Below are 21411 nucleotides of genomic sequence, written 5' to 3'. Positions count from 1 at the left end.
TAACCGATGGATCGAGCAGAAACAGTACAATCGACGCTCGGAGGGCGCTGCTGGGACGAGGCGAACCGGACGATGTTGCGGAAGATTCTCGCCGCGTTCATGCGGGAAGGACTTCTTTCACCAACACGGGTCGAAACCGTTGCTGCGGATCCGGAAGAACCGCGTGAAACGTGGGACCGGTATGCGCTATTGCTAACCGGTGGGATCGAGTATCGGTTCGACGTCCACCAGCGCGCGCTGGGGACCTATCGAGTTCGACCTGGGTCGGTACAGCGCTATGGGGACGACGGATGGCGGACCACTGACGACCCGATCCAGTTTCTCGTCGACGCACAGGGGTATCTCGGTACGGATGAGACGACGCTTGCCCGACTCCTGCGAGAGTACTACAACACGTTAGTTGCAGATACACACATCCGTGAAACGCAGGCTAATCGCGGCGACGAATCGATACTTGATCTGTCGTACGCGGAAGTTGAGGGAGAGCTGCGTGGCCATCCAAAGTACACGTACAACAAGGGACGGGTAGGATTCGACTACGACGACTGTCGCAAGTATGCTCCGGAGGCGAAGCAGCGCCGATCCCTGTCGTGGATCGCCGCTCACCGAGATCGGGCAACGTTCCGGTCGGTGGATGGGCTTTCGGAGTCAGCGTTACTCAGTACGGAGCTCGGTGACCACTACGACACCTTCCGTGCCCAGTTGGTAGACGACGGACTCGACCCGGAGAAGTACATTCTCTTTCCAGTCCACGACTGGCAGTGGGCCGACAGCGTGGTCCAGCTGTTCGCCGAGGACATCGCGGCGGACATGCTTGTCCCACTTGGCGAAGGGCCGGATACGTATCTTCCCCAGCAGTCGATTCGCACGTTCTCGAACGTGACCGACCCGTCGAAGGCTCACGTGAAACTCCCGATCCGGGTGCTGAACACGAACGTCTATCGCGGGATCCTGAACGAACAGGCCGAGGCCGCGCCGCTGGTCACGGGGTTCGTCAAATCGATCCGTGACGACGACCAGTTCCTTCATTCAGCGTGTGAACTCGCCCTCCCGGGAGAGATCGCAGGTGTCAGTTACGAACACCCGAAGTTCACGCAACTCGAGCGAGCGCCGTACCAGTATCACGAACTCCTCGGGTGCGTCTGGCGCGAAAGCGTCACCGACGCTCTCGGGCCCGGGGAGTCGCCGCTCGCACTGGCCGCGCTCCTCCAGGATGACTTCGACGGGACGCCAGTCGTCACGAAGCTCGTCGATCGGTCAGGGATGGCGGTGGAAGCGTGGCTCGACGCGTTCCTCGAGACAGTACTGGACCCGATCCTACACTGTCTCTATCGGTACGGGCTAGTATTCATGCCTCATGGAACCAACGTCACCCTCTTCCACGACGACGGCGCGCCGGAGCGGATCGCTATCACGGATTTTGTCGACGAGGTGGCTGTCGTCGACCGGGACTTCCCGGAACTCATGGCGAAGCTCCCGGCTCCCCTTCGGGATGACGACCGCTATACACACAACATTGTCAAGCGCAAACCGCCGGTGCTTCTCTGTCACCGGATAGTCGGGACGCTGTTCGACGGGGTGTTCCGTTTCGTCTCGGATGCTCTCGAACGCTCTGTCGGGCTCTCCGAGGCAGCATTCTGGGGACACGTGCGGCGGACTATTGAACGGTATCACGAGCGATTCCCCGAATACGAGGAGCGCTACGCCGCGTTCGATCTATTCAGACCGCGATTCAGAAACTACTGTCTCAATCGCAACCGACTGGTCGACCATGGGTACGAAGATACCCACACACGTCCGAAAGTTCGCCACCACGGAACCGTCCCGAACCCGCTTCAGGAGTTCACATGACTGCTCTGTGGGTTCACAGGGCCATATCGGGCTTGTGCGCGACCACTTTAGACATCTGTAACTGGTCCTGTGGTCGCTGCTTGGTGGGCTCCGGGTCACAAAACGGGGGTGCACCCGCCGTATGACTTCCGGCGATCGGAGTTCGGACGAATCTCCGTTCGATACCTACGGCCAGGAAGTATCCCAGCCGTTGCGACGTCTGTTCGCTCGATATGGTCGATCCGAACGCGCATGGCTCGCCGTCGGACTGCTTGCGAGTATTCTCTCCCACGGTGCAGGGCTCGTTACGCCCTTTGTCCTGGGCACGACTATCGACGCCGTGTTCACCGGCGAATCGGCCTACACCCTCCCGTTGGTCCCTGGTTCGTGGCTTCCGAAGAGCGCGCCAGACCAGTTTCGGCTCTCTGCAGCGCTGGTCGGTGGGTCTATCGTACTGGCAGCAACGACGGGCTGGCTTCGCGACTTTGCCATGAATTACTTCGCACACGGCGTCATGTACGAGGTCCGGGCGGACGCCTACCGGCAACTCCAACGGCTCGACACGGGGTTGCTCGACGAAGTGGAGACAGGAGAGGCAATGTCGATACTGAACAACGACACGACGAATCTCGAGCGGTTCTTCGATACTGCCCTCCGCGAAAGTGCCCGAATCTGTATCGTGACTGTTGGGATCACGGCGCTGTTGGTCCATCTCAACTGGCAGCTGGCTACGATCACGCTTCTCGTAGTCCCGTTGCTTGCCGGATTCACGTGGTGGTTCACGCGAGCCGTCGAACCGCGGTTCGCGAGCTGGCGTTCGGCAGTCGGATCCCTAAATACACGGCTCCAGAACGCTATCAGTGGCAACCACCTTGTCAAGACCACAGCCGCCGAGGACCACGAAGCCGAGCGAATCGAACGAGCCGCTCAAGACCTCCTCGACAGCGCTATGGGCGCTATCAGCCTGAGTGTCTTCTATCGTCCCGGGACGCGACTACTCACAGGCATCAGTCTATTCGTAACGTTCGTTGTCGGTGGTATCTGGGTAATTAACGGCCCGCCGGGTCCGTTCTCGGATGACTTGACAGTTGGCACGTTCGTCGTGTTCGTTCTCCTTACTCAGCGGCTTACTGCTCCCCTCGCGAAGCTCTCGGACATTGTGACCCGCTACGAGAACGCGAAGGCATCCGGGAAGCGCGTCTGCGGACTGTTAGACGCCCCCGTCCGCATCACTGATGCACCCGATGCGACGCACCTCGATGATATCGACGGCCGCATCGAGTTCGATGAGGTGTCGTTCGCCTATGGAGCCGACAGCGTCGCCCCCAACGAGGACCGTGTCTTCGACGGGCTCTCCTTCACGGTCGAATCCGGTGAGACAGTCGCACTTGTCGGTCCGACGGGCGCGGGGAAATCGACTGTCGCGAAACTTCTGTTACGTCTCTACGACGTGACGGGTGGGGCTGTCCGGATCGATGGCCACGACCTCCGCAGTGTGACTCTCGAAAGCTTGCGTACCTCGATCGGATACGTTGGCCAGGAATCTTTCCTGTTCGATGGCACAGTCACCGAGAACATCCGGTATGGACAGTTCGACGCGAGCGACGAAGCGATCAGGCAGGCGGCCCGAGCCGCTCGCGCTCACGAGTTTATCGAGTCGCTCCCACAGGGGTACGACACGGAGGTCGGCGAGCGCGGCGTAAAACTGTCTGGTGGACAGCGCCAGCGGATCGCCCTTGCCCGAGTGTTCCTTCAGGATCCCGATGTCGTCCTGCTTGACGAGGCTACGGCGAGTGTCGATACCGAGACGGAACTGTTGATACGCCAACGGCTGGAAGAACTCACTACCGACAGAACCACGATCGCGATCGCTCATCGACTTTCGACGATTAAGAATGCCAACCGGGTCTTGGTCGTCGAAGACGGTCGCATCGTCGAGGGGGGCACACACGACGAACTACTGGAGGACGATGGCCTCTACGCCGCACTCTGGCAGATACAGACGGGTCAGGTAACTGAACTCCCAGAGCGCGTTGAACGGTCTGTCGCCCGGAATTCCGTCCTGCCGGAGTCGTCCCAGAGCGACTAAACCACCTGCTTTCTGGTCGAACCTGCCGCAGTCTTCTACGAGGGCACGACGATATCCGACGCTTTCTCCGAGCCTTGGCATCGAGTACGACATCTATGCATTCTGTGAAGATCTACTCGGTGCGGAACAGAATTCGAGTATTATCCGTCAGAAAAAGCGGGACTGTACTGTTCGGACTGTGTCGAGGCTGGCGACTGGCGTCCGTCGTCGCGGACGGTGGACGACTCGACTCGTCCACGACGCTGTCGGACTTTGAGGAAGTGACGGACCAACGCAGTGGAACAGGTGATTCAGACGAGTCGGGGAGGACTGCGAGGGGTGTCTCGGTGAGTTCCGCTGCTGGGAGTGCGTCCGGACCGGTCGCAAGGAATTGCCCTAAGCGGATGCTCTGGCTCGATTGAAGCACTCTCCTCCAGATCTGGTTCCTTGTAAAAAGGCTGTTCGTTTCAGACTTTCAATACACCACACCAGATTCCACAGGCGGGGAAGACCGGGTGTTTCGGGACTTCCTCAAGTGATTCACCAGATGATGTAGTACTCGACGGCCACAATCGGCATCTCGCCCACCTGAAGAGGACCGATGACGCACGAAATAGTGGAAGGCGATCGTGTCCTTTCATCCTCAAATCATATGTCTGACGATGATTTATGCTATTGCGACCCCCCTGTTTTCACATGAGCAGTAAACCGTCGAACTCGAATACACCCGAACAGGAGCAGGCCGCTGAATCCGATGGCGAGTCGTCGAGCAAGAACGCAACAGCGTCGAACGGACTGAAAATCGCGCTTCCGGAGGGAAGCGAGAGCGTGTCCGACGCCATCGTCACGCACAGAGAGATGCTCCGTGAGCCGGACGAACACGGGCTAGCAACGGACGAGGACATCGCCCATCTCTCCGAGGCGATGGAGAAGTACTCCGAGGCCGTCGACGACATCAACCAACAGTACGACGAGACTGAAACGGACATCGCCGAGTTACAGGACGTTATCGAGCACCAGCAGGCACAGATCGACGAATTACAATCGATGGTCACCTCGCTCGCGGAAATCCTCGGCACTGAAACTGAGTGGAATTCGTTCGAATAGCCGACCCCGTTGCGGGTCGGTGGTGGTACCGCGGCGGTGAACTATCGGGTTACGACAATTCTACAGCAGGGCGATCTGAACTCGCGTGGACCGTCCCCGCTTTTCGAGCGACTCTTGCCGTCCCTCCATATTGAAAACGAGGCAGACAACTCTCTCACCCTGGGAACCCGACCGGCTCATTGGTGTTGCAACAGTAATTGGCTCAATCCCCAGAACCATTACTTATTTAATACATATGGAGAACAACCTTCGGCACCGAGTACTACAACGAACCGATCACGGCGGGGTCAGTGCGAAGCGATTTTGCTCACTTATTGACGATGGACCGACTGATCCTGTGGACCGATAAAATGCCGGCTCGTGATCTAGCTATCGGAGGGTAGTGAAATAGTAATTTGTGTTATAATTCCAACCCGAATAAGATTTGAAGACATTGGATCTCGTATTCTTCGATTTTGGCCAGTTATTTTATCATTCCTCTGGTTCCGATTTCGATCCCGAAATTCATCTCCCGTATAGTATCGACTGGTTGGGACGCCACCGAGGGACAAGATTAACAAATATATTACCCTTCTATATAGGGTCGGATAGCACCGGTTGAAACTGAAAATACCCACCAATAGCTTCAGATTAAGACGACGCCATCCTTTCGTATCCAACCCCGTTTAAATCGAAAAATATCGGTCCTAAACAGACATTACTCCGATTTCTTGACGATACAGGTGTACGAACCGACCGCTACAATATATGTGAGAGTACCGATCACTCGCCTAGACAATCCATCATATGGGGACCAGCCCCAGCCGACCCACGACTGCGGCTGCATCCCGTGAAAACCACCGCGAACGCGTCGACGACCGGGGCTGGAGTGCGTAATAGTACGAGAAAGAGAATGTCGAGATTGGGGGTAAAACCCGGGGTGCAGGTGGGGTGGAGACGACGTACCGAATACTGACAAACGAATACTGATATTTCTCCTCGGCAATGACCGAAGTGAATCTCCACGTCTGGTGGCCGTTCGATGGCGAAATCTCCACTATTCGGCGCTGTGATACCCCCTGAAAAATCCAACCACTCACCAGTGTACTCCCCCCGCTCCGCTCCAGCTATCCATATTGTAGCGGTGCTGTGGCCGAGTTGTCGGCGCCGAATTCCGGGATCTGAACCGGGTGTTCCTCCCGATCGACGCGCTCACGCGGGGTGGGCGGGTGACGAAGCCGCTCAGGTGCACCCGGTTGACGGCCAAGCACTCCGTGTGCTCGATCGCACTGCGGCCCGAGAAGTACCAAATTTATCCTGAGACTGTCATACTTGTCTCGTTCGGGTGTCACCCACTCCACCCGATGGTCCGTGAACTACTGATGCAACCACGATCGACACCTATCACATAGAGTTACAAACCGAACTGCCTCGAATGGCTAATCCAAAGTATCCAAACACGATCGGTATCCGAAAAGAATTCGTGAACGGGGTAGGTCCCGCTCTCGCCCGTGGCATCGATTCAGGTAGGGGTCGTGATCGCGGGTGACAAGCGAGTGCCAGTCACGGGCCGTCAAGCCGCACCAGCCAACACAACGAGAGCCCAGCACGAACCCAGTCTGACGGGTATTGGTTCCAGTCACCGGGTGGGACGAGAGCCGAGTTCCCGGAATCACCGGATCGTCTACTCCTCGCCCGGTTCGAGAATCTCGCTCCGCAGTTGCGCGAGCGTGTAGATGTCGGTACAACCGGGCTCGTCGATCCGGAACGAGGTCACCGGTGTGGACTCCGCGTAGGTCTTCTCGACGCGGGGTTCGCCCTCCAGCGGGTCGTTGAGCGCGGCGAGGACCTCGTGGGCCTTCGTGTTCGACATCGCCAGCCAGATCGCCTCGTCGGGCTCACAGGCAGCCATCTTGTCGTAGTCGTCCGGTACTGCGCGTCGAGTGTCGTGGTTGATGCGTTCGACCTCGACAGTGACGACGATCTCGCCGTCGTCATTGAGGCCGACGACATCCAGCCGATGATGCTCGAACCCGTCGGCAGCATCGGCGGCATCGTCCTCGTCCCCGAAGAAGCCGGCGGCGTCGACGCGTCCCTCCCGGAGATCGAAGTACGGGTGGACGGTCACGACATCGGACTCCGGGTCGTTCACGTACGTCTGGCGCAGCCAGCGGACGGCGACCTCGACGCCGAGGACGTGCTGGGCGGTCTCGTCGAGGTCGCCCTGCCCGTGGCCGTAGGCGACGCCGTGGCTGTGCGACTCCTGCAGGACGTCCCGGCCATCGGGCGTCACCGAATAGAGCTTGTGCGGATGGTTCGTGTCCTCCCGGAGCAGGCCGTCCTCAAGGAGTTCGTCGACGGCGTCGTCCTCCAGACCGGCGTACTCCTGGATGCGAGCCATCGAATCGCGGACGATATCGTACTCGGGGCGTTCGTAGACGCGCTGCTGGACGTTGTAGACCGCTTGCAAGAACAGCACCTGCTGCGGGGAGTACTCGGCGTCGGCGACGTCCGCGGGCGAACGGGTGAGGTTCGAGTCGACGATCGGAACGTCGTCCGGGTCGACCTCGGCCATCGAGTGACAGCACTCGACGGCATGATGCAGTCCCCGGAGGGTTGCGTTGTAGCGGGTCTCACAGTCCCCACAGCACAGCGCGTGGGCCTCGGTATCGTACTCAACAGGGTCGGGCAAGCGCTTCGTGTAGGGCAACAGCGTCGCCACGTGTGGCAGGTCGTCGCTCTCGTCGTCGACGGTGACGTCGAAGTCGGTCGTCGCCGGCTCGCCGAGCTCGATCCCGCCTGCTGCGGCAGTGCGTGCCTGAAGACGTTCCATCGCCTCCTCGAATTCGCGTCGGTCACGGCCCCGAAGCGGGCTGTCGCTCGCGGGGTGGCCCGGTGGCGCTGGCAACGACTCCCCGAGCAGCGGCCGGGTGGGTGCATCGCCGAAGCCCGCACCCGGGCGGACGAGCCACTCTCCGCGGCCGAGTGCGCCGAGACGGCGCTCCACCTCGCTCGGCGGCATCTCGTCCGTCGCAAGGACATCTGGCAGGTGGCGGTCGACCGAGACGTTCCCGACGACGAACGTGGCCGTCTCGTTGAGTGCCTCACGGTAGGTGTCGTCGGCGGGGTCGGGCGAGTCCAGCTGTTCGAGGAACTGCACGCCGAGTGTGACCGACAGGTCGAAACTGCGGCCCTGGGCGAGCAGCGTGTCGACCAGTTCCGTATCGGCGACGTCCTTGGCTTCCTCGAGGTAGAGGTTGACCTGTGGGTTGTCCGCATCGCTGGAAGTGCGTTCCTCGCGGGCCTTGAGCGCGGTCCAGAGGTTCGACAGCAGGACCATCGATAGCGTCCGCTTCACACGGGTTTCCATCCCGCCGAAGTCGAAGATGACGACGGTGTCCTCGTCGACGATCTCGCCGAAGTCGAAGCTGGGGTCAGTCTCGCTGGGGACGTGGTCGAACAATGGCGCGAGGCGGGCGTCGGTGGCGATGGTCTCGACGCGGGAGATGGCCCCACCCATGATCTTCGTGAAGACGTCGCGGTCGCGTTCGAGCAGGCCCGAGAAGTATCGTTCGAAGGTGTCCTCCGAGACCGAAGGTGGCGACTCACTGCCTTGCGTGCGCTGGAGGGCATCGTAGAGGCGGGAGTGGGGGAAGGCGTCTGCGCCGTGGACAGGGTCGTAGAGTGCCCGCAGGTGGTTGCGGATGACGCGGGGTGATTCGGTGGCGTCGTCGTACTGGCCGGCGGGCATGGTGCTGCGGAGGATCTCCTCGTAGTGGCCAGTCTTCCGCGAGCGGGCCTCTTCGCGTGGGAGGCCCGCGTCAAGGAGCGGTTCGATATCGAAGAAGGAGAACGCGGGGAGCACGCTGGTCAGGTCGAAGTACAGGACGTCTTCGAGGTCGCCCCGTGTCGCGTAGTGGGCCTGCAGGTACTCCTGGGCGGTGCCCCCGCCCTTGTAGTCGAAGAGGATGTCCGGCCCGTCGGTGGCGTCGAGATTCGAGAGCATCGCCCCGATCGTCAGGACGGATTTCCCCGACCCGGTGTCGCCGACGATCACCTGGTGGCGGGGCTGGTAGTCGGGTGGCAAGACCAGCGGGTCGTCGACGGGCTGGCGGTCGCTCGTGAGCGGCCGGGCGAGTGCCATCCCCGGCGGCCGGTAGCGGGCGAGCTTCCCCGGTTCGGGCAGTGCGATCCCCGTCCGTTCGCGGTTGCGGACGCCGACTGCCCGTTGTCCTGTGTGGGTGAGCGCGCCCCCGTCGAGCAGGCACAGGCCCGGGAGTTCGGCCGGGGTAGTGACGATGCCTGGGCTGGTGAAAGTGCGTCGCAGGCGATTCCACGTCCGTTCGTACGCGACAGGACCGTGCGTGCGGTCACACAGCGCTGCGAAGCATTCCGTGCCCGGGCCCTCATCGGCGTCGCCGTCCGTCTCGACTCTCCCTTCGACGCGATGGGCTGTCCCGTCGAGTGGACTGAGTGCCGAGGCGAGACTCTCGGCGATCTCGGTGGGTGGTCGGCCGCGCTCGTCGGGGAAGACGACGGCACGAGCGGTCACCTGGAACGTGCGATGGGTCTCGCGGTCGTCGAGGCCGTCGATGCGCGCCTGGTCGGCGGCGGGCGGGTCGTACGTATGGTCCGCGTCGACCGGGCGGGGGAACAGCGCTTCCCGGAGTTTCCCGCCGAGCGTAGCCGTGCCGTCTTCGAGCGCGAGTCGGTACTCTTCGACGTCGGGTGTGATATCCCTGTAGGGTCGACAGAGCGCCTGATAGACGACCGGGACGTCGGCGTCACGCATCGTCTCGACGAGGGTCGTCAGCGGCAGGCGGTGGCTCTCGTCGTTTGGATGCCGCTCGGTCGTCAGTTCCTCGAACGGCGTCAGCGGCGTCTGCCAGTCACAGGGACGCTCGCCGTGGCCGTGGAAGTCGACAGCGGCCAGCGGTGGCGTCTCCGTGTCGGTCGACGAATCTGCTTCGGTGTCCGCTGTGTAGAGGTCGGTGAGATCGGTCGGTGTCGCGAGACTCCTGAGGTCGCTCGGATGCCACGCGACCGTCTGGAGTTCGTAGGTGTTCGGGAATGTGGTTCGGAGAATCCGTTTGAGTTCGTCGTGGCGCTCGTCGTCGGTGATGCCGACGAGATAGCGGATGGCCGTGTCTTCGTTGCCGTCGGCGACGAGCAGCCACTCGACGCTCGGTCGTTTGGTTTGCCCGCGGAGTTTGTCGCGGAGTCGTGTCTGTGTCGCGCGTTCGAGCGTTGCGTGGAGTTGCTCCATCGCTTGCTCGACGGCCCGTGGCGAGAGTGGCGTGTCCGTCGGCCGGATCTCGACGTAGGGTCGTGGTTCGGGTGGGTCTATCTCGTCGTCGGTCGTGTCGAGTTCCTGCTCGTCGACGGGAACGGGAAGTGGGCGTGGTTCTCTGGGCGATTCGGCATCACCGGGACCAGTCGTTGCGGCTGTGTCTGGTTCGCTCGCCATCGGTTGTCGCACCTCGATTGCACCGTGTGTGTCCCAACGTGGCAGCGTACGTGTTATCTGAAATTCGTTTATTTATTGAATCCTTTGGATCCGCTCGCTGTCTCCCGGTTTGTGACTGGCGTGTGTGGAATCAAAGTCTAATGATGTTGGTCCGTTGTTCCAGTTGCGACTTGGGCATCCAAGGGAGAGTCACCGCGGCAACCGGTTAGCGGTGAAAGCCCTCGGCGGGCTCGCGGTCGCTGCGCGGGATATCCGCGCTCTCCGCACTGCCCGCGCGGATAGTGCCCGCGCAGACGACTCCATGAACGCGAGCCCGCCTCGCCCTTTCAGTCCGCCAGGAGTGCGGTTGTTCCCCTGAGTGGAGCAGCTGGATGGACGAGTGTCTCCTACCGGCCCGCCCCGCTCGCCGCTTACCGCCCGGAACGGCGCTCACGCTTCATATCGCAGGCCAGCGCTTCTCCCGTTTCGGTTCCGGACTTCCGGAGGCTTCCGGAACTCGGGGACCCGCGACGGACGTGGTTGCGTCGCGGGCGAAACGGGGAATGCGCTGGCCGCGCCGTTCCGGGCGGGTCGGCGCGCGGTGCTGGATGATTGTGTCCTCGACAGCGCGCGCTCGTCGCGCCCGAGGGCGCGACCGAAGGCGCGAGCGAGCGCGCGCAGATGAGTCTGTGTCGGACGGTGACGTCGGAAAACCGCGATGTAGCAGCATCGCGGTGGCGGCGCCGTGAGCGCCTTCGGAACCAAGGTAAGTTCCAATGTCTAGTGAGACGCGATTCGATAGTAAAGTTTCGGACGGAGAGACAGATGAACAAGAAGTCGAAGCGGCGGTCGACGAGCAGCCGGAACTGCGGCGGTCGGTCGACCAGGAGATTCAGGGCAAGGTCGATACGAATCACCCGGATGCCAGGCCGGAGGGCATGACGCTGGAAGGCGAAGAGACGTTCCGAGCGCGGGAAGCCGAGATTCGACGTACACGGCAGCGGCTGGACAGGCGGCAGTCCTCGGATCGCGAGGATCGGACGCGCGAGGTGGTGAAGTCACAGACGCGCTACGCCCAGGAAGATCCCCCAGCCGATCCACGGACCAAGTTGAGCAAGGAGCAACTCGCGGAGGTGAACAAGCGCGCAGCACAGATTGCAGACGAACTCGACGAACGTTCCAGGGCCGGGGCGGCGTACCGGATTGCAAAGAAGGTCAACGAAGGCGTTGATATGTTAAATGCAGCGTTGCTAGTGAAAGAAGAGATGCACGCCTCACCCGGAGTGCCAGTCCCAATCGGGACACTCGAGGAAGTACCACGGTCGACGGTCGACATCGAAGGTGAGGTGGTGCAGTTGTGGAATGCTGAGAATCCCCGGATTCAGCAAGTTGGATTAATCGAAGACGACAGCGGTCGAACAAAATTCACCAGTTGGGTGCGGTCAGACCCGAAGGTCGTTCAGGAAGGTGACCACGTCCAGTTGCGCCAAGTTGAGAAAAGCTGGTACGAGGGCCGCGTCTCGGTAGCCGTCACTGGTTGGAGCACCATCGAGTTCCCGGATCGCGGGCGATGGTGGGACGAGTAGCGGGCTGACTCTCCCTCCCTTTTTATTCGGTGCCGAACCAGCCCGGCCCCGCCTCCCCACCCACCGCTCCGTGCTCGTTCCTGCGCGCGCAGCCACGACCCTAACCACCGGCCCAATAGATATGGCAGAAATAAAGCAATTGGGTACTGAGCTGAGGGAGTTCATTCTGTGCTGGCGAGAGTTGGTTCGTCGGCGGACATCGGAATGCGATTTTTTCGGAAAAAGTGGTATGTGATCGCCCGCCCGCGTTTCCGACAGAACTCATCGAATCTCGCATACTCGTAGTCGTCGGGATTATCGAACGGTAGGTAGTGTCGCTCAATCCGTTCGCTCAATTGGTCGTCATCTCGCGCAAGCCAGTCAGATGGATTGCGGTCAGATTTCTCTTGGTTCTCCGGGATCAGCTGTAAATTTACGAGCGAATGCTTATACTCAGAACAAGTTGCCCGGACCTCTTCGTCGACATCGGCAAGCGATCCCTCGTCATCACTTTCGGGGTCATAGGAGAGCTCACCCTGTGGATAGATATGGTCGATTTGTACTGGCTGGGCGTTGTTTTCCTCGTTGTGGATCCTTTCTAGAGGAACGACACCTCCAATCCGATCAGTATACAGCCGTGATAGGAAAAGGTGGAGCCGAGCACTGTTGCCGCGGTAATCGGTATCTGCAAGAATTGTACTGAGTCGCTGGTAGGTCAATTCGAATGAATCGTCCTCACGTTCGATTGTGTTGAGCAACTCCGTCGTCGGGAATCGTGGATAGTGCTTCTCGATCAACTCCTGTGCGGGCTCTAAGACCTGCTTCGGTCCTTGTTCCAGCACGTTGTTGAACACCGTCGCACACAGCCAGCGATCGAACTGGTAGACCAGATCGGTTGGGAGTTCTGTTCCACCATTCTTGTGATGACGATGAAAGTAATAACAGATCGGAAGCACTGCGGTTTTCGATGTGAGGCACTTACTGCTGAGCCGGAGATCTTCTGTGATGACAGTAAACGCGTCTTTGAGAGCGCGCTGGAACGATGAGTTTTCCCATGTTTTTCCGGTTTTCTCCATTGTGGCAGGAGAGAAGTTGCGTCGACGGAACGACGGCTCCTCATCAGCGAGCGTAAGCAGGGCTCGGATCGTGAACCGCTTACCGAACCCGAATCCATAGGCGCCGAACTGCTGACTCAATCCGGTATTGAACTCCTCGATAGCCTCTTTCGGACTATCGATATCGAGTGTGTCGACATTGTCCCAATAAACAGACATCAACGAGAAGGCGATATCTTCATTCCCGAGCGGTTCACCGGCGTCATTTCGTCGGACAAAGAGTTCTACGGCGGTTTCGCTGTCCATCCCCGTGACTCGCTCGTACTGGAGTCGCGTATCGTCTGTAAGTGTCTTCGCAAGGCGTTCTAAATTCGCGCGGACGTTCGACTCAACTGTGTCGGCCGACGGTTCGTCGACTGAACGTTCGGAGATTACCTCATTGACGATCCGGTCGATTCCCGCATTGTCGGTCGTGTCGTCGTTGATAATTGAACGGAACTCCTCGACGGGCCACCAGTACTCTTTTTCATTGTCGGAGAGACGACCGTAGCTCTCGTCACGAAACTTGAACTGGTAGTGGTGATCCTGTGCATCGCGCTCAGCGTTCGGGTCGGAAAGTAAGTCCAAACACAACCGCATCGGAGTGTAGGAATCCCATTTTCGGTATTTGTGATTCTTTTTGTGCTTGTAGAACCGTCCGGACAAGCCGATCAAGAGTGCAGTGAGCCGCTGCTGACCGTCGAGTGCGAATTGAACCGGAGCATTGATGCGACCGTCATCGAGTTTCGCACTCGTATTTCGAACGTACCTGCGGTCGTTTGATTGGGTCCATTTCGAGGCAGGGAATTTCGAGCTGTTCGCGTAGCGTTGGATGAACTCGTAGGTCGCCTCCGTCTCCGCGAGTGAATCCCGAGTAACGTGCCATAGCAGGAGCGATCCAATCGGGAGCCCGCGAAGGAGCGAGTCAAAAAGAGTGGTGATCTGTTTGCGGTCCCAACAGAACTCTCGCTGCAGAGCTGGGATCACGATGGGGGGATCGACAGGCTCACCGCGCTCCTTTGTCACCAACTGACTATGTAGAGTGAGTGGAGATTCGCTACTGGGCGCTGTTTCGGGCAAAGAAGTCTTTCTAATGGAACTCTCCATGAATACGATGAATCGTATCTATGGTAATATATTTGCGACCATTTTCAGAAACTCTAAACGTCGGTGGATTCGAGCTTCGTAAGCGCTACGAGGGTTCACAATACTCTAGCAGGTTCGTGATCGTAGATCTCTAAATATCTCCCAGATAGTAGAAATCGTCCAAGCCAGTTTGCCAGATCATGCCAATATCTCGTCTAAACAAAGTATCTCCATTGTTCGGCACCGGACCGTCCCACCCCAACCTCCGCTCCGTGTTCGTGTCTGCGCGCAGCTAAACAGTTCGGTGGATTGCTCCGGTACGAAGCTAGTGTCTGGAGATAGTCCCTTGTCGTGTATTGTCTCGCCCCTTGAGGGGTGCGGGGACACTACTGAATCCCTCGCGAGTACCAATGGGACATCGTGCACTCATCGCCTACGAGTGGCCGGATCGGACTTACAATTGTCACTACACCACTGGGGTGGGATGCATCTCAGGCTCAAGCAGGACATCAGCAGCGAGACGACGTTCGGTGGTGATCAACCGAACGAAACGAGCCAATCCATCTACCCAGCTCCTTGAAGCCGCGACTGAGACAGCGATTCAGGACGCTCTAGACGGCCGTGAGTCACCGTCGCTTCCATTCGGTATCGATCCGTGGGCGACTCGGCTCACACTCGAGGAGATTATCACCGACCAGCTGGATTTCCTGCATCACGAAGCGTTCTACGTCGTAAACAGCGACTTCGAGGTGACCGCCTACCGAACCCACTGATTTGGCCTGAAGTACGACTGTGCTACAGTCGGAACTGCACCCACAGTCGGCAATGGGGCACTCAGGACCGTCCGGTGGTACGACGGCGAGCCAGTCGGCGACGGGTTCGCGCAGGGAGAGTTCCGGGCGCTGAAAGATATCGCTGGCGACCTTCTCGACCGTGGTATCTTCACACACTGCGAGGCCATCGAGTATCTCGAGCAGAAACTCGACGAGTGGGTCGGCGAAGAACAGGAACTCATCATCAAGCGACCGCAGGTCGTTGAGTGATTCATCGCGATTCACTCGAAATTCGGTGTGCGTCCATCTGAAAGAATTGTCTTCCGAACCGCAACACCGACTGCCTCCCCGAGCCGAGGCGGTACTGCATTTCCAATCAGACGGTACGCGCTTGTTCGGGCCTCTGGGAACCAGTATGTATCTTTGAAAGACTGTAGACGAGCCGCTTCTCGAGGAGAAAGCGACCGTGCCTCCGTTGGGTGGATGAACATGTGCCCATCCTTCTGAATATGTGCGATGATCGTCGACGCCGGTTCCGCAGGATTCTGCTTCTTATATTTATCAGAAAAAACGTCATCGCGGTATGGCTGGAGCCCAGTACTTACCTGACCGATGTTCCATCCGACGCCGTGACCAAGCAGCTTGTATATAGAGAGGTCGAGATGATTGTGCCAGCGGGCCTCATGGTCACGGAGAGGCTGCTCTTCCCACTTCTCGCCATCCTCGATGTCTCGAGCCCATTCCTGATACGGGGAGACGGGAGGAAGCGTGTACTCAGTCGCTTGGTTCGGTGGCATCTCCCCCTTGGGGGAAATCGGCGGCAAGTCCATAATCGCGTCTGCAACCGTGAGGTAGGGATGTCTGTAGTCCCGATCGGGCTCAAAGGAAGGGAGAACAGAAGATGAACCAGTTTCAAGCGTCTCCTGGGATTCATCATGGTCATCTCTCAGTTCTGCCCGAACCTGCATCTGCTGGTCTTTCTCTCGATCGGTCGGCTCTCGGTGGGTAAACCACCGGCTGAACTCCGGTAGAGTCTCTCCTGTTCGTCGGCCGATAAAGAAGAGCCGTTCTCGATGCTGAGGAACGCCGAACTTCGCTGCGTCGACGAGGAACCAGTCTGCAGTATATCCTAGCCCCCTCATTTCCTTAAGGATGATTTCCGGAACAGGGACCTCCTCACCAACCGGAAACTGTTCAACCACCTGTCCTGCCCCAGTCGGAAGAGACTCCTGGACTGTATCTGACTCGACAATGACTGTGTCGGTCAGCATCCCGGGAACATTTTCCATCACGAACGCCTGTGGCTGGAAATGCTTGACATAGCGGAGAAAATCAAGATACAGAACGTTCCGATCGTCCTCGTCGACGGAACGATCCTCAAGAGAACCGAGCTTTGAACGACCGATCGTAGAGAATGATGGGCAGGGTGGTCCCCCGGCAACGAGGTCGAGATCTCCTGGATCGATATCGGGTCCATCTTCTGCAGGGTCGGTTTCACAGATATCCGCCTGAATAGCGTAATCGCCGTGGTTTTCACGGTGGGTTTCAACCGCAGACTCGTCATCGTCGATCGCCCATCGTACGTCATAGCCGGCCTGTCGGAGTCCCTCAGTGAGCCCCCCAGCCCCACAAAAGAGATCGATCGCAGATGGTCGCGAATCCATTGTGCGAACGGAAGAACGGGAATGACGAAAGTCGTTCGGAACCGTGATCAGTTCTTGAAGGCGTTGACGACGACGGCCATATTCACGAGGTCGGGTTCGTCGGGAACGACCTGTTCCTTTCCATCAAGCCGGGCCATCTCTGCATTTTTTTGCTCTCGTAATTCGGCAAGCTCGCTACGGTGCTTCGCGAGTACTGCGCTCATATCCTCGCCCGTACGGTCGCGGCTTTCGAACTGCTCGATTCGCTCTTCGAGATCTTCCATCCGGTACTCGAAGTAGTTCTTGGCATGATCTCGACGAATACGAACCTCTCGCTCTCGGTCTTCGCGTGCTTCCTGTGCGAGGTCATCAACAAGCTCCCGTGCCATATCATCTGCTTTCGAGACGAGCTGTTCAACCTGCGCGGTCACAGTGCCAATTGAAGGATGTCCATCGATAGCTGACGTTGGCAGCCCACCCGTAATGTGGATATTTTCAGTCTGAGTCGCGCCATCAGGGGTGACGTAGACCTTCACGAGTTTCTCAGTCACCGTATCACCCGTGCCCGAGAGATAGCCAATTCGGTAGTGACAGAGGAGTCCCGGCGTCTTCAGTTCCTTCCCTCCAGTGAGGACAGCCGTCTGTCCACCGACAGCATCTGTATCTAGACAGTATGACATCATTGCCCGAACTACAGGGTGGTCGAGTGTGATGAATTCAAGCGTCTCGTCTACAAGCGCGTTCTTGCGGTCGAAGGTTGCACCGTCATATCTACTTGCGACATCCTCACTAGTGACTCGCTCAGGAACGACTAAGTCAAATACCTCATCACCGTCTTCTGCGGGGCCGGGATGAACGTTTTCGAGGGCCCCACCAAACTCCCGACAGACGGTTCTGACGAGATACTCGATGTCTTCGTCACTGACCGTATCAGTAGTACTCTCCTCGACGATATCGAGGATATCCCGGTCTTCCTCGCTCAGGTCAAACTTGTCCCGAATGAGGAGTTCTTCGTCGACGCGACGGACGGCCTCTTCTTGATCCTCCACGATGGTCTCGAGATCGTCGACGACGGCTTCTGGATTCTCACCAGTTGCGAGTGCGGACATGATCTGCTCCTCTAGATCGACATCTTCGAGTACGAGCCCGAGAACATCCGAGCTCATTCCGAGGGTTTCCTCGATCTCGTCGATCTTCTCTAGAAGCCGTTCGAGAATGATACTCTCTCGGGTATCTTTGAAGAACAGGTTTCGAATCTCGACAGTCTCCTCTTGGCCGTAGCGGTGGAGGCGTCCGATACGCTGGTCGATCCGTGTCGGGTTCCAGGGCAGGTCGTAGTTCACCATGATGTGGGCGAACTGGAGGTTCAGTCCTTCCCGCGCGGCGTCCGTTGCCAGCATCACGTTGGCAGGCCCTTCGAACTTCTTGAACTGTTGTTGGCGCTGCGACTGGGAGAGGTCGCCATAAATCTCCGCAATATCCCTGTCTCCGAACACTCTCCCCTTGAGATATTCGAGCGTGTCTGTATATTCAGTAAAGATGAGGATTTTCTCGTCAGGATCCTCTTCCAGAATCCCATCGACGTACTCCCGCAGTCGTTCTGCCTTCGAGTCGACTTGGATGGCCTTTGCCTGGTTGTAGAGGTCCCGGACTATCGATAGCTCTTCTTCGATCTTGTCCGGATCATTAGAGACTACGGCGCCACCAAGCTCCTCTTCGACGTGCTCGCGCTGTGCCTCCGTGAGCATCTCGGAGTCTTCCCGATACTCATCGAGCAGGCTTTTCGTGACTGGAGAAAGATTGCCTGGGTCGGCACCACCGGCCTTGATCGACTCCATCCGATTCTTGAGTGATTGCTGGATCGCGTAGATCGAGGAGACGAGGCGTTTCTGGTAGAGGACCATTGCGAACCCCGCAGCGTCGTTTTCCTCTTGGCTGGCGAGGTTGTAGTGTTCGGTGATATACTCCGTGATATCATCGTAGAGTTGCCGTTCCTCCTCTGTAAACTCGACCGGGAGTGTCTGAATGTTCTTCTCAGGAAACATCGACGACCCGTCGGCCTCGTACATTTCGTCCTTCAACCGACGGATCATCAGGTCTCGCAGTCCCTCTTTATCGACATCGTGCTCGTCGCGGAACCGATAGGGATTGAGTAGCGAGATCATGAAGTAGAACTGATCACGCTTCCCATTGTGCGGGGTCCCAGTGAGGAACAGCAGTCCGTCGGAAGTTTCGGAAACCGCCTCACCCACCCGGTAGCGGTCGGTCTTTTCAACCCCACGTTTTCCCTCACGGCGAGCAGTGAGGTGATGAGACTCGTCGAAAAGCGCGATGTCCCAGTCGTCTTGGACGTTCTTCAGAGCCGAAAGCATGTCCTCCTGTTTGGCAAAGTCGATGGAGGTGATGATGCGGTCTTCGTGCGACCAGACGTTCTCGGCAGGATAGGCGTCTTTCTTCGCCTCGACGTAGTCACGGTCGTAGATGACGTAGTTCGTGTCGAATTTCTCCCTGAGCTCTTCTTGCCACTGAGTTGTGAGCGGCGCAGGGGCAACGATGAGTACGCGGTCAGCTTGCCCGCGGGCGGCGAGTTCTTCGATGACGATCGCTGCCTCGATCGTCTTCCCAAGGCCCACCTCGTCACCGATGAGGTAGCGATGGTCGTAAGAGGTGAGGATCTCGTGTGCAGCCTTTACCTGGTGAGGGGCAATGTCGATTCGGTTGTTTTCGAGTGCGACGAATCGGTCTTGCCGATGAGCGAGATCGAGTTCGGCCGCCCGGGCACGAAGGTAGAACCGCTCCGGGTCGTCGAACTCCCCCTTCTCTAGCAGCGCATCGCTACTGTCTATCGGGTCAACAACTGCAGCAGGGAGTTTCTTCGAGTCATCGTCGTCGGGCAGAATGTGAAGCAGACAATTCCCGGACGGTCGGTGGGTGGCCTTCACGAGTTCTCCTTCGCCGCCCGCGAAGCTTACTCGATCACCAACCTCGAAGCCGCATGCGCAATCGGACACTGCTGAGTCCAAATGTGGTGTATGAACTTAATGTATATGCCTTTGAAACCAAGAGCAACGCAACCAAAGTCTATCCCCTGCGTACCACGGGATCCATTTCCCATGCGAGTTGTGTTTATCCGTCTACGGCTGGTCGGAGATCTCTCCATCGAAGGGATTCAATTGTGCCATCATCGATTTCAATCCTGAATAGATACGAATCGCGTGGATCTCCTGTTTCTTGGCCGGCATCATCCTCGAATATTTCAATAACTGTCCCGTGTTTTCGATGCAGGCGCTCATAATCGGGATCATCTTCATCAGGAATATCGATCCGAACCTGATCTCCAACTTCAAATCATTTCATTAGTTGGTTTCATTCTCGCTCTTTCCTGTCAGTTACGACTTCATCCCCCAACCGAATATTACTACATACCATCAAATAGGCATTGTACAGCGCGGTTAAAATCAAATGAGCTTCAGACGAGTGGAAACAGACGTACTGTCCGAGAGAAGAGGCAGGCTCGAAACCATCTTAATAAGAGTCAAAGCGCTGTCTGAATAGCTTTTCATCGATTATTTCGTAGAGAGATACTCCGGCAGAGATCTGATCGAGTTCGTCAGGCGTTATCGTGACAATACGGGGAGTACCACAATATTTGTTTGCCAGCCTAGAAGCATCAGTATCTGACTGATAACCGGTTAATTGACTAGTCGTCACGAAGAACCCCAAGTCAGAATCAACCCCTGCCATTTTATTTTGGAGTTTTCTGATCTCTTCTGCTGGCGTCTTTCCTGCCCAGTTTTTGCACTCTACGAGGATGAATCGGGTATATGAGTCGAATAGTGTCCTTGTCTCGGATCCAGTATGCTCCAACACTATGTCGATTTCTCCGGTTTTAGTCCGGAGATTCCTTTCCCTCACCTCGATCATGTTCAGACCAGAGAATAGGACGGTTGAGAACTCTTCGAGCGAGTCCCCCTTTTTCTGCGGAGGTTTCTGCCCCTTCAGCGGTCTTGAGTTCCGTTCTGTACTCTTCTAGATCGAGCTCGTAGTGCTGGGTAGATATTTCGCTCGGTAGACGATGAGTAGACGAGTAGTCGTCTATCTCTGATTGATTTGGGTCAGTCCCTGCGGAGTATTCTTCATTCGTTGATGTCTCGAAAAGATCGGGGTATCGCTGTCTCTCATAGCTGGGAATATGATTCTTCCACGTTTCGATTGTGGAAGGAAGCGGGCCTGGGTCCCTAGACGGATATGAATCCGGCGGAGACAACCACTCAGCGAGTTCCGTATAAAATTGCTCAGTAATTTCGTCAAATGGGCAAATTCTCAAATCATGCGCGCTGGCCTTGTCAGACGTGGCAATACTGACGGCAATATACTCATTTGAAAGAAGCACGTCTATATTTGCACCAGTTGACGTACCACATGTACCCAGTAGTAGCTGATTGCCGTATGCGAGCCCGTCCGAGTAGCGTGCCATCCCATCTGATTCTGAATCTATTGTAGCGTAGATTGCAGCGTGCGGAGCGCTGGATATTGTACTCGAAGTTACAATGTCGACTTCAATCTCTCCCCAACCTGACTCAGCTGTGATAGGCCCAGGAACATCGTACGTTACATTTCGATATATTTTCTCGTCATCGACACCAGAGACTTTTAGCAGCTGCTCCCCAATTTCGATGAGTTTGTCTATATGATCTGAATGTTCTACGACCTCTTCATGTGGTATGTGTGCCTCCGACAGCAATTCGCAGATATCTTCTTCCGCTCCAGTCATTGATCAGTGTTTCGCAATAATTGGACAAATAACCATTAATTCAATG

General features: G+C 57.6%; 10 protein-coding genes and 2 pseudogenes. 5 read left to right on the top strand and 7 right to left on the bottom strand.

Annotated features, from left to right (window positions below; genetic code table 11):
* Positions 1-6: 6 nt before the first annotated feature.
* From AB2U09_RS13145 to AB2U09_RS13135, 3 genes are all read left to right on the top strand, one after another.
* Positions 7-1851 carry an IucA/IucC family protein gene (locus AB2U09_RS13145; protein WP_459193176.1) on the top strand — a complete coding sequence of 615 codons (1845 nt, stop codon included), beginning with the start codon at positions 7-9 and terminating at the stop codon, positions 1849-1851.
* A 121-nt stretch (positions 1852-1972) separates the two neighbouring features.
* Positions 1973-3919 carry an ABC transporter ATP-binding protein gene (locus tag AB2U09_RS13140; protein WP_459193175.1) on the top strand — a complete coding sequence of 649 codons (1947 nt, stop codon included), beginning with the start codon at positions 1973-1975 and terminating at the stop codon, positions 3917-3919.
* 675 nt (positions 3920-4594) lie between these two features.
* On the top strand, positions 4595-5005 hold the full coding sequence (locus tag AB2U09_RS13135) for a hypothetical protein (RefSeq protein ID WP_459193174.1): 411 nt from the start codon (positions 4595-4597) through the stop codon (positions 5003-5005).
* 1663 nt (positions 5006-6668) lie between these two features.
* On the opposite strand, the gene AB2U09_RS13130 is transcribed toward AB2U09_RS13135, so the two are convergent.
* Positions 6669-10451 (bottom strand): ATP-binding protein, encoded by a 3783-nt coding sequence (locus tag AB2U09_RS13130; protein WP_459193173.1) that lies wholly within the window; start codon positions 10449-10451, stop codon positions 6669-6671.
* A 755-nt stretch (positions 10452-11206) separates the two neighbouring features.
* Between AB2U09_RS13130 and AB2U09_RS13125 the strand changes: the two genes are divergently transcribed.
* Positions 11207-12016, top strand: a complete 810-nt coding sequence (locus AB2U09_RS13125) for a DNA-binding protein (protein WP_459193172.1) — start codon at positions 11207-11209, stop codon at positions 12014-12016.
* Positions 12017-12177: 161 nt separating this feature from the next.
* Here the strand turns inward: AB2U09_RS13125 and AB2U09_RS13120 are convergent, their stop codons facing one another.
* A complete protein-coding gene (locus AB2U09_RS13120; protein ID WP_459193171.1) occupies positions 12178-14115 on the bottom strand; it encodes a DUF262 domain-containing protein in 1938 nt (645 codons plus the stop codon).
* A 470-nt stretch (positions 14116-14585) separates the two neighbouring features.
* Here AB2U09_RS13120 and AB2U09_RS13115 point away from each other — a divergent pair.
* Positions 14586-15218: pseudogene (locus tag AB2U09_RS13115) on the top strand (DUF6735 family protein).
* A gap of 11 nt (positions 15219-15229) precedes the next feature.
* Here the strand turns inward: AB2U09_RS13115 and AB2U09_RS13110 are convergent.
* From AB2U09_RS13110 to AB2U09_RS13095, 5 genes and pseudogenes are all read right to left on the bottom strand, one after another.
* Positions 15230-16612 (bottom strand): DNA cytosine methyltransferase, encoded by a 1383-nt coding sequence (locus AB2U09_RS13110; protein ID WP_459193170.1) that lies wholly within the window; start codon positions 16610-16612, stop codon positions 15230-15232.
* A 47-nt stretch (positions 16613-16659) separates the two neighbouring features.
* Positions 16660-19602, bottom strand: coding sequence for a helicase-related protein (locus AB2U09_RS13105; protein WP_459193169.1), 2943 nt, complete (start codon positions 19600-19602; stop codon positions 16660-16662).
* Between the two features lie 115 nt (positions 19603-19717).
* Positions 19718-19927, bottom strand: a pseudogene (locus tag AB2U09_RS23255) (DUF8139 family protein); the annotation flags it as partial.
* Between the two features lie 189 nt (positions 19928-20116).
* Positions 20117-20515 carry a restriction endonuclease gene (locus tag AB2U09_RS13100; protein ID WP_459193168.1) on the bottom strand — a complete coding sequence of 133 codons (399 nt, stop codon included), beginning with the start codon at positions 20513-20515 and terminating at the stop codon, positions 20117-20119.
* Positions 20481-21365: a hypothetical protein gene (locus AB2U09_RS13095; protein ID WP_459193167.1), complete on the bottom strand. Its 885-nt coding sequence runs from the start codon at positions 21363-21365 to the stop codon at positions 20481-20483. Before AB2U09_RS13095 ends, AB2U09_RS13100 begins: the two co-directional genes overlap by 35 nt.
* Positions 21366-21411: the final 46 nt, after the last annotated feature.

It is taken from the genome of Halosimplex yunnanense (assembly GCF_054504345.1).
Note: the sequence above shows the minus strand (reverse complement) of the source record. Positions and strands in the feature narration are given on the sequence as shown.

Coding starts and splice junctions, on each gene's coding strand:
- AB2U09_RS13125 (WP_459193172.1), top strand. CDS start 11,207: ATGTCTAGTGAGACGCGATTCGATAGTAAAGTTTCGGACGGAGAGACA.
- AB2U09_RS13100 (WP_459193168.1), bottom strand. CDS start 20,515: ATGATCGAGGTGAGGGAAAGGAATCTCCGGACTAAAACCGGAGAAATC.
- AB2U09_RS13140 (WP_459193175.1), top strand. CDS start 1,973: ATGACTTCCGGCGATCGGAGTTCGGACGAATCTCCGTTCGATACCTAC.
- AB2U09_RS13110 (WP_459193170.1), bottom strand. CDS start 16,612: ATGGATTCGCGACCATCTGCGATCGATCTCTTTTGTGGGGCTGGGGGG.
- AB2U09_RS13145 (WP_459193176.1), top strand. CDS start 7: ATGGATCGAGCAGAAACAGTACAATCGACGCTCGGAGGGCGCTGCTGG.
- AB2U09_RS13135 (WP_459193174.1), top strand. CDS start 4,595: ATGAGCAGTAAACCGTCGAACTCGAATACACCCGAACAGGAGCAGGCC.
- AB2U09_RS13095 (WP_459193167.1), bottom strand. CDS start 21,365: ATGACTGGAGCGGAAGAAGATATCTGCGAATTGCTGTCGGAGGCACAC.
- AB2U09_RS13130 (WP_459193173.1), bottom strand. CDS start 10,451: ATGGCGAGCGAACCAGACACAGCCGCAACGACTGGTCCCGGTGATGCC.